We start from the raw sequence: 12,741 nt of genomic DNA, 5'->3' as shown, positions 1-12,741 counted from the left end.
GCGAGGAGAGACGACGATGTCCCATCGCTTGAGGAAGGCTTTGGTGGTCGTGGCGGGGCTGGTGCTCCTGTCCGCGTGCACCGGGCCGAAGGCCGAGGAGAAACCCGCCGAAGGTGCGGGCCCGGCGACGACGACGCAGCCAAGCGGTCCGCTGCGGGTCGCGGTCATCTCGCACGGCACGGCGGGTGACGCGTTCTGGAACGTGGTCAAGAACGGCGCCGAGGAGGCGGGCAGGCAGCTCGACGTCCAGGTCGAGTACAACTCCGACGGGGACCCCGGCAACCAAGCCAAGCTGATCGACAACGCGGTCGCCCAGCGGGTCGGCGGACTGGTGGTGTCGATGGCGAATCCGGAGGCGCTCAAGACCTCGATCGAGAACGCGGTCCGCGCGGGGATCCCGGTCATCACCATCAACTCCGGCGAGGACAAGAGCGCGGGCTACGGCGCGCTCACCCATGTCGGGCAGAACGAGACCATCGCCGGTGAGGAAGCCGGAAAGAAGTTCCGGGAGCTCGGCAAGAAGAAACTGCTCTGCGTGGTGCACGAAGCCGGCAACGTGGGGCAAGCCCAGCGGTGCGACGGCGCCAAGACCGGTTTCGCGGGCGACGTGCAGACCCTGCAGGTCGACATCAGCAACCCCACCGACGCCGAATCCCGGATCAGGGGCGCGGTACAGACCGACTCTTCGCTCGACGCCGTTCTGACGTTGAACTCACAGGTCGCGGCCCGGGCGGTGAGCGCGATCAAGGCGGTGGGCTCGACGGCCCAGGTCGGCACCTTCGACCTGAACACCGACGTGGTCGGTGCGATCAAGGCGGGTGACGTGCTGTTCGCGGTCGATCAGCAGCAGTACGAGCAGGGCTACCTCCCGGTGCAGTTCCTCAAGCTCTACCGGGACAACGCGAACGTCGTCGGCGGCGGGAAGCCGGTGCTCACCGGGCCCGACCTGGTCGACAAATCCACTGTGGACACCGTCGGCCAGTACGTGCAAAGGGGCACGCGATGACAACCACCATGCTCGACGAACGGATCGCGAAACCCCGGCTGCTCGATCGGCTGGTCGTCCGCCCCGAGATCGGCGCGCTGCTCGGCGCCGTCGTCGTCTTCCTGTTCTTCACCCTCGTCACCGACCAGTTCTTCAGCGGCAGCGGCGTGGCGACCTGGCTGGACGACGCCTCGACGCTCGGCATCATGGCGGTCGCCGTGTCCCTGCTGATGATCGGCGGTGAGTTCGACCTCTCGGCGGGCGTGATGACGGCGTCCACCGCGCTCGTCACCGCGACACTGGCGACGCAGGCGGGCTGGAACGTCTGGCTCGCGCTGTTCGCGTCGCTGGTCTTCGCTCTCGCGGTGGGCGCGTTCAACGGCTGGCTGGTGATGCGCACCGGCCTGCCCAGTTTCATCGTCACCCTGGGCACGTTCCTTGCGCTGCAAGGGCTCAACCTCGGCGTGACCCGCCTGGTCACCGGCACCGTCCAGGTGTCGGGGATGCGGTCGACCGACGGCTACGAGTCCGCCGGTTTCGTCTTCGCGTCCACAGTGGACATCGGCGGGACGGCGTTCCAGATCTCCATCGTGTGGTGGATCGGGTTCGCCGTACTGGCGGCCTGGCTGCTGGTCCGGACCCGGTTCGGCAACTGGATCTTCGCCGTCGGCGGTTCCGCGCAGAGTTCGCGCGCGGTCGGGGTCCCGGTGGTGCGCACCAAGATCATGCTGTTCATGACCACCGCGCTCGCCGCGTGGCTGGTCGGCTCGATCAACATCCTGCGGTTCGCGAGCGTCCAGGCGAACCAGGGCATCGGGCTGGAGTTCCAGTACATCATCGCGGCCGTGATCGGCGGCTGCCTGCTGACCGGCGGGTTCGGTTCGGCGATCGGCGCCGCGGTCGGCGCGCTGATCTTCGGGATGGCGAGGCAGGGCATCGTGTTCGCCCGCTGGGACAGCGACTGGTTCATGCTGTTCCTCGGGGTCATGCTGCTGTCCGCGGTCCTGGTCAACAACGCCTTCCGGCGGCGCGCGGAAAGGGTGCGACGATGAGCCATCTTCTCGAGGTCAAGGAAGTCGGCAAGACCTACGGCAGCGTGATCGCGTTGCGCGACGTGTCCACGGTGGTCAACGCGGGCGAGGTGACCTGTGTGCTCGGCGACAACGGCGCCGGCAAGTCCACCCTGATCAAGATCCTGGCCGGGGTCCACCAGCACGACAGGGGCGAATTCCTGGTCGAGGGCGAGCCGGTCAAGTTCGCTTCGCCGCGTGAGGCGCTCGATCGCGGCATCGCGACGGTGTACCAGGATCTGGCGGTCGTACCCCTGATGAGCGTGTGGCGGAACTTCTTCCTCGGCTCCGAACCGACGGTCGGCTTCGGCCCGTTCCGCGCGCTCGACCGGAAGAAGGGCCGGGAGACGACCAAGAAGGCGTTGTCCGACATGGGCATCGACCTGCGCGACGTCGAACAGCCGGTCGGCACGCTGTCCGGCGGCGAGCGGCAGTGCGTGGCCATCGCGCGGGCGGTGTACTTCGGGGCGAAAGTGCTGATCCTCGACGAGCCGACGGCCGCGTTGGGTGTCAAGCAGGCCGGTGTCGTGCTCAAGTACGTCGCGCAGGCCCGTGACCGCGGGCTCGGCGTCGTGCTGATCACGCACAACCCGCACCACGCGTTCCCGGTGGCCGATCGCTTCCTGCTGCTCAAACGGGGCGTGTCCCTCGGCGCCTACGAGAAGTCCGAGATCGACCTGGCCGAACTGACCCGGCAGATGGCGGGCGGCGCGGAACTGGAAGCCCTCGAACACGAATTGCGAGCTGTGGAGTCCCCTTCATGACCGCTCTCGAAGCACTGACCGTCGGCCGGGTCGGGGTGGACCTCTATCCCGAGCAGAGCGGCGTGCCGCTGGCCGGGGTCAGCACCTTCGCCAAATCGCTCGGCGGCACCGCGACCAACGTCGCGGTCGCCGCCGCGCGGCTCGGCCGCTCGACGTCGGTGCTGACGAAGGTCGGCCCGGACGGCTTCGGTGACTACGTGCGGCAAGCATTGCGGGAGTTCGGTGTGTCCCCGGATCACGTGGGGACGTCGGCGGGGTTGCAGACACCGGTGGTGTTCTGCGCGCTGAACCCGCCCGCGGATCCGCCGCTGTTGTTCTACCGGTCCCCCATCGCGCCGGATCTGACCCTCACCGAGACCGACGTGCCCTGGGACGTCGTGGAAACGGTGCCGCTGCTGTGGGTCACCGGAACCGGCGTCTCCGTCGAACCGGCGCGCGGCACCCAGCGCAAGATGCTCGAGCGGCGCGGACGCCGGTCGCATACGGTGCTGGACCTCGACTTCCGGCCGATGTTCTGGCCCGACACCGAGATAGCGCGCGAAGAGATCGGCTGGATGCTCGACCACGTCACGGTCGCCGTCGGCAACCGCACCGAGGCGGAGGTGGCCGTCGGCACGGCGGATCCCGACGAGGCCGCGTCCCGCATGCTGGCCAGGGGCGTCGAACTGGCGGTGATCAAGAAGGGCGCGGAGGGTGTGCTGGTGGCCACCGCCGAGGGCCGCTGGACCGTGCCACCCCTGCGGGTCGAGGTCGTGTGCGGGCTCGGCGCGGGTGACGGGTTCGGCGGTGCGCTGATCCACGGTCTGCTTTCCGGTTGGGATCCGGTGCGCATCGCCACGTACGCCAACGCGGCGGGCGCGCTCGTCGCCTCCCGGCTCGCCTGCGCCGACGCCATGCCCACCGCCGACGAGATCGAGGAGTTGCTGTGAGCAAGCTGCACCGTCCACTCGGGACGCTTTCGGACGAGCGGGATCCCGTCCGGCTCAGCCCGGATTCGGCGGGCTGGACGTACAGCGGCCTGCGGGTGCTCTCGCTGGCCGCCGGTGAGACGAGGCTGGTGCGCACCGGCGAATTCGAAGCGTTCGTCCTTCCGCTGTCCGGCGGGTGCACCGTCCGGGTCGACGGGCAGGTCTTCGAACTCGCGGGGCGGGACTCGGTGTTCACCCGTGTCACGGATTTCGCGTACGTGCCACGCGATGCCGAAGTCGAGTTGTCGACACGGGAAGGGATCGAGGTCGCGCTGCCGATGGCGCGCTGCACCCGTCGTCTCGAACCGCGCTACGGACCTGCCGAGAACGTGCCGGTGGAGGTGCGCGGCGCGGGGCAGGCGACGAGACAGGTCACCAATTTCGGGGTGCCCGGCGTCTGGGACCACGCGGACAAGCTGAACGCGTGCGAGCTGATCACCCCCGGCGGCAACTGGTCCTCGTACCCGCCGCACAAACACGACGAGGCGTCCGAATGCGAGGTCGTCAACGAGGAGATCTACTACTTCCGCATCGCGGGCCGCGACGGAGTGACACCTTCGCGCGAAGGGTTCGGTCTCCATCGGACGTACACCGCCGACGGTGAACTGGACGAGGACGTCGCGGTCCGGGACGGCGACGTCTTTCTGATCCCGCGCGGCTACCACGGTCCCTGTGTCGCCGCGCCGGGCTACCCGATGTACTACCTGAACGTCCTGGCCGGGACGGCCGATGAGCGTTCGATGGCGTTCTGCGACGACCCCGCGCACGGCTGGGTCCGCGAGACCTGGAACGACCAGGAACTCGACCCACGCTGCCCGGTCACGAGCCACGAAGGACGGGTGTCATGAAGCTGACCACGGCACAGGCCCTGGTGCGCTGGCTGCTCGCGCAGCGGTCGGAAACCCTGGACGAACGGGAAGTCCCCTTGTTCCCGGGTATCTTCGCGATCTTCGGGCACGGCAACGTCCTCGGTCTCGGTACCGCGCTGGAGGAGCACCGCGACGAACTCCCCTTGTGGCGCGGGCAGACCGAGCAGGGCATGGCGCTCGCGGCGGTCGGCTACGCCAAGGCGACGCATCGGCGCCAGGTCGGCGTGGTGACGTCGTCGATCGGGCCCGGCGCGCTGAACATGGTCACCGCGGCCGGGGTCGCGCACGCGAACCGGCTGCCGATCCTGCTGCTCCCCGGTGACACCTTCACCAGCCGCGCCCCGGATCCGGTGCTGCAGCAGGTGGAGCATTTCGGCGACCCGACGGCCACGGTCAACGACGCGTTCCGCCCGGTGAGCCGATATTTCGACCGGATCGTCCGGCCGGAGCAGCTGCTCTCGACGCTGCCCCAGGTCGCCAGGGTGCTGACCGATCCGGCGGACGCGGGCCCGGTGACACTGGCCCTCCCTCAGGACGTCCAGGCGGAGACGTACGACTTCCCGGACGCGCTCTTCTCACCGGTGACCCACCGCCCGCCGCGTCCGCGGCCCGATCGCCGAGCACTCACCGAAGCGGCCGGCGCGCTGCGGGCGTCCCGGAAACCGTTGCTGGTGCTGGGCGGCGGCGTCCGCTACTCCGGCGCCGGTGAACGTGCGCTGGCCTTCGCCGAGCGGCACGGCATCCCCATCACCGAAACGACGGCCGGGCGCACCCTGGTGCCGCACGGCCATCCGCTGCACGCCGGTCCGCTGGGCGTCACCGGTTCGACGTCGGCGAACGTCCTGGCCGCCGAGGCCGATGTCGTACTCGCCGTCGGCACCCGCTTGCAGGACTTCACCACGGCGTCCTGGACGGTGTTCTCCCCCGACGTCCGGCTGATCACCCTGAACGCCGCCCGGTTCGACGCCGTCAAGCACGGTGCGCTGGCCGTCGTGAGTGACGCCGACGCGGGTCTCACGGACCTGGCTGCCCAGCTGGAAAGCTGGCAGGTCGATCCTTTGTGGACAGAGCGGGCGGCGGCGGAACGCGGCCGATGGGACGCGCATATCGACGTGCTGCGCGGTGCCGCCGGCGAAGTGCCGACCTACGCCCAGGTCGTCGGCGCGGTCAACGACCTCTCCGAGCCGCACGACTACGTGATGACCGCGTCCGGCGGGATGCCGGGAGAACTGATCGGCGGCTGGCGCGGATCGGGATCGATCAGCATGGACGTCGAGTACGGCTTCTCGTGCATGGGGTACGAGCTCGCGGGGGCGTGGGGTGCCGCGATGGCGCACACCGGCGGCCTGGTCACCACGATGCTCGGCGACGGTTCGTACCTGATGCTGAACTCCGAACTGTTCTCGGCGGCCTTCGCCGGACATCCTTTCGTGGCGGTGGTCTGCGACAACGACGGCTTCGCGGTCATCGCCCGGCTACAGGAGGGGCAAGGCGGCAAACCGTTCAACAACTTCCTCGCCGACTGCCGGAGCGCGCATGCCACTCCCCCGCGGGTCGACTTCGCGCGACATGCGGAGTCACTGGGCTGCGCGGTGTTCACGGCGTCCTCTTTGGACGATGTGCGCGCGTCGTACGCGAAGGCACGGGAAGCCGCGGTGGCCGAGAACCGTCCGGCGGTGGTCGTGGTGCGGACCCAGCCGAACTCCTGGACCGAGGCCGGTGCCTGGTGGGAGGTCGGCGTCCCGGAGCACCTCGCCGGCAGGGAGGGATTCGAAGCCGGAAAAGCGACGCAGGTGCGCTACGTGAACCGCAAGTAGGTGACTACTTGCGGTCGAAGGAGGCGAAGTAACCGGCGGCCATGTCCTCGTCGCCGTGTCCGGCTTCGGACGCGCGAGCGAAGCGGGCTCGCCCCGCTTCGACCGCGTCCATCCGGACACCGGCGCGAGCCGCGGCTTCCAGCACCAGCCGGGCGTCCTTCTCGGCGTTGTCGACCGAGAAGGCGGTGGTGTAGTCGTTCTTGAGGATCGCGGCCGATTTCGCCTGGAAGTAGCCGTTGTCCATCGGGCCGCCGGTGACGACGTCGACGAAGTGCCGCGGGTCGACACCGAGTCCTTCGGCCAGCGCCAATGCCTCGCCGACGCCGTGGGTCAGCGCGATCACCCAGGTGTTCAGCACCAGTTTGAGCCTGCTCGCCGCACCGGAGCGGCCGTCTTCGCCGACCCACAGCGTGCGCTTGCCGATCGCGTCGAACAACGGCTGGACGGTCTCCCGCGCCTCGGCCGTGCCCGCCGCGAGCACGACCAGCTGGCCCTGTTCGGCGGGCTGGCGGGTGCCCTGCACCGGAGCGTCGACGAAGACGAGACCCTGCTCGTCGGCGTACGCGACCAGTTCGTCGACCGCGTCGCCGACGGTGCTGAGCTGCACCCAGATCGTGCCGGCGGCGGGGGCGGCCGCGCGGATCGCCTCCAGCACCGCCGGGCCGTCGGTGAGGACCGTGATCACGACGGACGCTTCCTCGACGGCGTCCGCGGCGCTCGCCGCGACCTGGACACCGTCCCCGGAGAGCGCTTCGGCCTTGGCCGCGGTGCGGTTCCAGGCCCGGACCGCGAACCCGGCCTTGCTCAGGTTCCGGGCGACCGGGGCGCCGATGATTCCGGTGCCGAGCACCGCGACCGTCTCCGTCATGACTGGCTTTCACTCCTCGAGATAGTGGAATGTTCGTTAAAGAATGAGAACACAGGAAAACCGCGCGAGCGCGGGGTCCTGTCACGAAACCTGGAACATCACAACGCCTGGATGGTGGTTTCGACTACTTGGGTGAGCGCCTGCCGGTCCGCGGTCTTTCCGAGCACTCGCAAGCCGTACATCGCGGCGAGAGTGAACTGCGCCAGTGCCCGCGGATCCCGGCCCTCGCCGATCTCGCCCTCCTGCCGCGCGGCGGCGAACTCGGCGTGGAACGCGTTCTCCACCCGCTCGAAGTTGTGACGGACGCGGGCGGTGACCTCGTCGTCCATCCCGCCGAGTTCGAGGGCGGCGTTGACGGCGAGACAGCCGCGATGTCCGGCCGAGGAGTCCAGCTCGTCGTCGACCACGTCCATCAGGACGCGTCTGATCCGCGCGCGGATGGTCCCCGGCGCGGCCAGCATCTCCTCGACCCGGGTGGCGGACGTCTCCTCGTAGCGGCGCAGCGCCTCGCTGAACAGCTGCCGCTTGCCGGAAAACGTGTTGTACAGGCTTCCCCGCCCCAGGCCGGTGCCGTCGACGAGGTCCTGCGCCGACGTGGCCGAGTACCCCTTGCGCCAGAACGTTCCGACCGCGGCGTCGAGCACCTCGGTGGTATCGAATCCCTTGGGACGGGGCATGCCGCCAGCATCCCACGTTCTGTAACGACCAGTCAAATACCGGTCGTTCAGTGCTCCGACAGCAGGGAGCCGAAGCCGCGTACACGGTCGGCGATGCCGTTCTGGCGCAGGGCATGCCAGTACAGGACGACGTTGTTCGAAAGGACCGGTTTGCCGAGCCAGAATTCGGCGACCGCCGCGACCCGCGCCATGGCGACGTTGGTGCCGACCTGGACGATGGCTTCGACGTCGGCGCCGTCGACCTCCTTGACCGCGTCCCGGAGTTCCGTCTCGGAGACGTGCGAGATCTTGGCCGGGCTGGGCATGCCGAGGCCGTGGAGGTTCAGCAGGTCGTAGCCGCTGTCGCCGAAGAACCGGCGCACCGAGTCGTCGCCGACCGGCAGGTACGGCGTGATGACCGCGATTCGGCGGACGTCGTACGCCGCGAGCGCGGCGTTGATCGCGTCCGGGCTCATCGTCACCGGACGGCCGCCCGCCGCTTCCCGCATCGCGGCGTGGACACGCCCGTGCGCGGGCGTTCCCTCCCAATAACTCTCCGGTGAGACGCCGATGATCACGCAGCCGGGGTCGCAGCCGATGACGCCGCGGACCGCCGGCCGCGTCGACCGCCGGATACCGGCCATGACGTGGCCGAAGCCGGGTTCGTCGACCATCGGGTCGTCGTCGATGACCATCCGGCCGGTGTGGTTGGTGACGCCGTCGGGGCGCAGCGCGTCCAGTTCCGGCTGGGCCGAGGTGTTGGTGGACGGGACGACGACGCCGACCTTGAGGCGGGGACCGAGAGAGTCGGGCACTGGTTCTCCTTCGCTGGTCAGAGCCGGGCGCGGATCGCAGACACCAGTTCCGCGACCCCGTCTTCCTTGAGGACGCTGTAGTGATCGCCTTCGAGCGTGACCACCTCCGGTGGCGTGGCCGAATACCCGGAGCTGTTCTCGACGAACGAGTAGTCGTCGCCGTCGGCCTTGAACAGCGTCACCCTGGCGGCGATCCGCCGCCGCGCGAGTTCACGAAAGCTGTAGTCGAACTCGTAGGTCTCCTCGACGATCCGGACGATCCTCCGGATCAGCTGCTCGCCGAGGGCGGGCATCAACTTCGCCACGAAGGCCACGAAGCCGTCTTCGTCGCGGACGGTCTCCCGGCAGGCCAGCGGTTCCGGTCCGGAGATCGTCCCGAGGAACACCGACAGCAGGATTGTCAGGTACGCCGGGTTCGTGTAGCTCGCCACCCTGTCCCCGCTATCCCCGACCTCGGGGTTGCCCGGGCAGATCAACAGCAGGTCGTCCACACGCTGCCCCAGCCTCTCCAGCTGCCAAGCCGTTTCGAAGGCGACCCGCGCGCCGAACGAGTAGCCCCAGAGCGTGTACGGACCCTCCGGCTGGACGCGCCGGATCTCGGCGACGTCGGCCTTCGCCATCTCCTCGACAGTGGCGTACGGCGTCTCGTCGGCGTTGATCCCGTGAGCCTGCACGCCGTGGAACGGCCGTCCCAAGCCGCTTTCCGAAGCCAGCGGCCGCAGGTTCATCGGATAACCGCCGAGTCCCGGCCAGCAGAACACCGGGCGGCCGCCGCCCGTGGCCAAGGGGACCAGTCGTGACGAGGGTCGAGCGGAGTGCTCGCCGATGCGGGCGGCCAGCTCGGCGAGCTTCGGGCGTTCGAAGACGACCTGCAGCGGCAACCGGGTGCCGTACTCGCGATTGATCCGGTTCACCAGGGAGACCGCGGTCAGCGAGTTGCCGCCCGCGGCGAAGAAGTCGTCGCGGACCGAGACGTCGTCATAGTTCAGCGTCTTGCCCCACACCTCGGCCAGCCACCGTTCGTGGCTCGTCGAGGGCGCGACGTACGGCGCGCCGCTGCTCGCGGAGCGGACGGCGCCGGTCTCCGCCAGCGCGTTCGCGTCGACCTTTCCGTTCTCGGTCAACGGCAACGTGTCCAGCACCAGCACCCGGTTGGGGAGCATGTAGCCGGGCAGGGTGGTCGCGAGCTCGTCGCGGATGATCTCCGCCGGGCCCTTCATGTGCACGGCGTCTTCCCGCATGCCCTCGCTGCGTATCTGCTCCGGGCTCACCTTGCCGCCGAGGAAGAAGTACGACGGTCCGGGGGCGATGCCCTGCCCGGTGAGGATGTCGTCGATCCGCCGGGCGGCGGGCAGCGGGTGACCGCTCTTCGAGCTGTAGCCCGACGACATGAAGCCGAATCCGGAACCGTTGCGCTGCAAGTGATGCAGCTTGGTGCCGAGACCGGCGTACTCGAGCCGCTCGTCGGCGGTGCGGCTGACCGCGGTGATGCCGAAGGCCGCGCGCCCGTACACCTGCTGGTTGATCGCGATCACGTGCTTGGACTCGATCAGCTCGGCGGAGATCCGTTCGAAGTCGCCGTCCCGCCAGCGGTAGGTGCCGGCGGGGAGCCCCTCGACGCGCCCCGGATGGGTTTGCACGAACAGCTCGATGTCGTCCCGTCGTGGCTCGCCGTCGTCGGCGTGCAAGGAGAACGTGCCGAGATAGTGGTCGCCTGCGGCGGCCTCGGCGCGGACGGCGACCGCGGGGTCGAACGCCGCCGGGGTGATCGTGAGGCCGTATCCGGGGAGGATCTCCTCGAACACCCCGACCATATGGCCTGCCTCGAATTCGAGAACCTCGCGGATGTTGTTCCGGTAGACCGGCTCGATGGCGCTGGTGTGGCCGATGAAATGCACCGAATGCCCGGTGCCCGCGCTCGCGCCGATCCGGACCAAGGTGTGGCCGATCGGGTGGTAGTAGTACATCCCTGCGCCGAGGCCGTCGAGACCGCTGGTCTCCAGGTACAACTGCGTCGCGTAAAGCGCGCCCGGCGAGGCGTAGGAGTACTTCGGGAGCAGCCGCTCGTCGCTACGGAACCGGCCGAACCACCGCAGGAGCTCGCCCAGTTCGGCGAACGCGAGCTCGCCGGGTTCACGAGAGTACGTGCCGACGGGGCCCGGCGTCAGGAGCGCAGCGAGGTCGTCGCGGGTGACGGCGCCACCCTCGTAGTGGCGATAAGTCTTGCGGGCGAAGACCTCCCGGCGCTGATGAGCGGTTTCCCGCTTGCCCGGCAACGCGATCACCGGACGATCCCCGGCGTCGCGCACGCCTGGATTCGACAGCTGTGCCTTGACCTGCAGCTTGTCGGCCTTCGACTGGTGGTGCCCGCCGTGGTTGCCCTGATCCATCACCGCGGCCTCGCGCGGATTCAGCTCCACGCACGCGACGAGCGCCTTCGCCCCGGTCCGCGGGTCGTCGGTCACCACCGCCGCGGCCCGGCGCACCCAGGTGTGCTCCTCGATCGCCACCGCGATCTCGTCGAGCTCGACGCGGTAACCGCGCAGCTTGACCTGGTTGTCGGCGCGGCCGACGAACTGGAGGGTGCCGTCCGCGTTCCAGCGGACGAGATCTCCGGTGCGGTACAACCGTTCAGTCGGGATGAACGGGTTCGGCACGAAGTTCTCGCTCATCTGCTCGGGCCGGTTCAGGTAGCCACGGGCCAGCTGGACGCCTCCGATGTACAGCTCGCCCGTCTCCCCGATGTCGACCGGGGCGAGGTCGGCGTCGAGCACGAAGCACTGGGTGTTGTCGACAGGCACGCCGATCGGGACCGTCGCGGCGCTGTCGTCGAGCGTGTCCGGGTCGACGACGTGGGCGGTCGCGTTGATCGTGCATTCGGTCGGCCCGTAGAGGTTGACCAGTCGCGCCGACGGCAGCTCGCGGGCGAGTTCCTTGGCGAGCCGTCGCGAAAGCGCCTCACCGCCGGAGAACAGCTTCCGCAAGGAGGTGCAGCCGCCGAGGCGTTCCGTGTCGAGCAACGCCTGCAGCGATGTCGGCACGCACTGCAAGGTGGTGACGTCGTGCTTCACCACCGTGTCGATCAGGGCTTCGGGATCCCGGAAACTCCCCGGCGCGCCCAGCACCACGCGGGCACCCGCGGCGGGCGCCAGGATCTCCCATTGCGCGGCGTCGAAACTCATCGGTGTCTTCTGCAGCACCGTGACGTTCGTGTCCAGGTGTCCGCAGGCCTGGAGCCAGCGCAGCTGCGACACGACACTGTGGTGCTCGATCATCACGCCCTTCGGTTTCCCGGTGCTGCCGGAGGTGTAGATGACGTAGGCGAGCGAGTCCGGCGAAGGCCCGCGCGGGATCCCGCCGCGGGCATCGGCCACCGACACGATCCGTGTCCCGTCGGGCACCCATCCGGCGAGCCGCCCGGCGAGACGCGGCTGCGTGACGACAACGCCGGTGTGGCTGTCTTCGAGCATGTACCGCAACCGATCTTCCGGATACTCGGGGGACAACGGCAGATAAGCCGCCCCGGAAAAGAGAATGCCCCAGACGCCGACCATCAGGTCCGCGGAAGGCTCGACGTACAGGCCGACGGTGTCGTTCGCGCCGATTCCCAGCCCGGCGAGGTGCGCGGCGAGTCCCGTACTTGCTTCTTCGAGTCCACGAAAAGTCATTTCGCGGTCACCGTCGACGACGGCGACCGCCTCCGGCCGCGTTCCCGACCAGTGTCCGAGCAGCTCCGGAAGGCAGGTACCGGAACGGACGCGGTCAGGCGGCGCGGCGTGGTGAATCGAAGACATGTTCATCCCCCATGGCGAATATCGCGGTTTTGTTCCCCTGCCGGAAAGTGTGGGTGTGACCTTCCGGAGATACCGGACAGAGAACAAGACGCCCCGCCGACCATTCTTTGCCACCCTTTGGGGCGACCGAGCTCG

Annotated in this window: 10 protein-coding genes; 6 read left to right on the top strand and 4 right to left on the bottom strand. The window is 68.9% G+C overall.

All coding sequences use genetic code 11. The features are described 5' to 3' along the window. Positions 1-16 precede the first annotated feature (16 nt). From DL990_RS16180 to iolD, 6 genes are read left to right on the top strand one after another with little or no spacing between them, the layout of a single operon-like run. Positions 17-1,006 carry a sugar ABC transporter substrate-binding protein gene (locus DL990_RS16180; protein ID WP_125786571.1) on the top strand — a complete coding sequence of 330 codons (990 nt, stop codon included), beginning with the start codon at positions 17-19 and terminating at the stop codon, positions 1,004-1,006. Continuing rightward, positions 1,003-2,037: an ABC transporter permease gene (locus DL990_RS16175; RefSeq protein ID WP_125799154.1), complete on the top strand. Its 1,035-nt coding sequence runs from the start codon at positions 1,003-1,005 to the stop codon at positions 2,035-2,037. The genes DL990_RS16180 and DL990_RS16175 overlap by 4 nt, the downstream gene beginning before the upstream one ends. Then, on the top strand, positions 2,034-2,819 hold the full coding sequence (locus tag DL990_RS16170; RefSeq protein ID WP_125786573.1) for an ATP-binding cassette domain-containing protein: 786 nt from the start codon (positions 2,034-2,036) through the stop codon (positions 2,817-2,819). Before DL990_RS16175 ends, DL990_RS16170 begins: the two co-directional genes overlap by 4 nt. After that, a complete protein-coding gene (iolC, locus tag DL990_RS16165) occupies positions 2,816-3,748 on the top strand; it encodes a 5-dehydro-2-deoxygluconokinase (protein ID WP_125786574.1) in 933 nt (310 codons plus the stop codon). The genes DL990_RS16170 and iolC overlap by 4 nt, the downstream gene beginning before the upstream one ends. Beyond that, a complete protein-coding gene (gene iolB, locus DL990_RS16160; protein WP_125799153.1) occupies positions 3,745-4,635 on the top strand; it encodes a 5-deoxy-glucuronate isomerase in 891 nt (296 codons plus the stop codon). The genes iolC and iolB overlap by 4 nt, the downstream gene beginning before the upstream one ends. Next, the gene (gene iolD / locus DL990_RS16155; protein ID WP_199746414.1) at positions 4,632-6,473 is read left to right on the top strand and encodes a 3D-(3,5/4)-trihydroxycyclohexane-1,2-dione acylhydrolase (decyclizing); all 1,842 of its coding nucleotides are present in this window, start codon (positions 4,632-4,634) and stop codon (positions 6,471-6,473) included. The genes iolB and iolD overlap by 4 nt, the downstream gene beginning before the upstream one ends. 4 nt (positions 6,474-6,477) lie before the next feature. On the opposite strand, the gene DL990_RS16150 is transcribed toward iolD, so the two are convergent. The 4 genes from DL990_RS16150 to DL990_RS16135 all read right to left on the bottom strand — a co-directional run bounded on the left by DL990_RS16150 (position 6,478) and on the right by DL990_RS16135 (position 12,606). Then, positions 6,478-7,341: an NAD(P)-dependent oxidoreductase gene (locus tag DL990_RS16150; RefSeq protein ID WP_125786577.1), complete on the bottom strand. Its 864-nt coding sequence runs from the start codon at positions 7,339-7,341 to the stop codon at positions 6,478-6,480. A 98-nt stretch (positions 7,342-7,439) separates the two neighbouring features. After that, a complete protein-coding gene (locus tag DL990_RS16145; protein ID WP_125786578.1) occupies positions 7,440-8,018 on the bottom strand; it encodes a TetR/AcrR family transcriptional regulator in 579 nt (192 codons plus the stop codon). Positions 8,019-8,065: 47 nt separating this feature from the next. Further along, the gene (locus DL990_RS16140; RefSeq protein ID WP_125799151.1) at positions 8,066-8,812 is read right to left on the bottom strand and encodes an arylmalonate decarboxylase; all 747 of its coding nucleotides are present in this window, start codon (positions 8,810-8,812) and stop codon (positions 8,066-8,068) included. A 17-nt stretch (positions 8,813-8,829) separates the two neighbouring features. Further along, positions 8,830-12,606 carry an amino acid adenylation domain-containing protein gene (locus tag DL990_RS16135; RefSeq protein ID WP_233620485.1) on the bottom strand — a complete coding sequence of 1,259 codons (3,777 nt, stop codon included), beginning with the start codon at positions 12,604-12,606 and terminating at the stop codon, positions 8,830-8,832. Positions 12,607-12,741: the final 135 nt, after the last annotated feature.

It is taken from the genome of Amycolatopsis sp. WAC 01416, assembly GCF_003947485.1.
In the GTDB taxonomy this organism is placed as follows: domain Bacteria; phylum Actinomycetota; class Actinomycetes; order Mycobacteriales; family Pseudonocardiaceae; genus Amycolatopsis.
This window is presented reverse-complemented; position numbering and strand designations above follow the sequence as displayed.

Excerpts from the sequence above, each read along its gene's own strand:
- DL990_RS16135 (WP_233620485.1), bottom strand. The coding sequence starts at position 12,606 with ATGTCTTCGATTCACCACGCCGCGCCGCCTGACCGCGTCCGTTCCGGT.
- DL990_RS16170 (WP_125786573.1), top strand. The coding sequence starts at position 2,034 with ATGAGCCATCTTCTCGAGGTCAAGGAAGTCGGCAAGACCTACGGCAGC.
- DL990_RS16175 (WP_125799154.1), top strand. The coding sequence starts at position 1,003 with ATGACAACCACCATGCTCGACGAACGGATCGCGAAACCCCGGCTGCTC.
- DL990_RS16180 (WP_125786571.1), top strand. The coding sequence starts at position 17 with ATGTCCCATCGCTTGAGGAAGGCTTTGGTGGTCGTGGCGGGGCTGGTG.
- iolD (WP_199746414.1), top strand. The coding sequence starts at position 4,632 with ATGAAGCTGACCACGGCACAGGCCCTGGTGCGCTGGCTGCTCGCGCAG.
- DL990_RS16145 (WP_125786578.1), bottom strand. The coding sequence starts at position 8,018 with ATGCCCCGTCCCAAGGGATTCGATACCACCGAGGTGCTCGACGCCGCG.
- iolC (WP_125786574.1), top strand. The coding sequence starts at position 2,816 with ATGACCGCTCTCGAAGCACTGACCGTCGGCCGGGTCGGGGTGGACCTC.
- DL990_RS16150 (WP_125786577.1), bottom strand. The coding sequence starts at position 7,341 with ATGACGGAGACGGTCGCGGTGCTCGGCACCGGAATCATCGGCGCCCCG.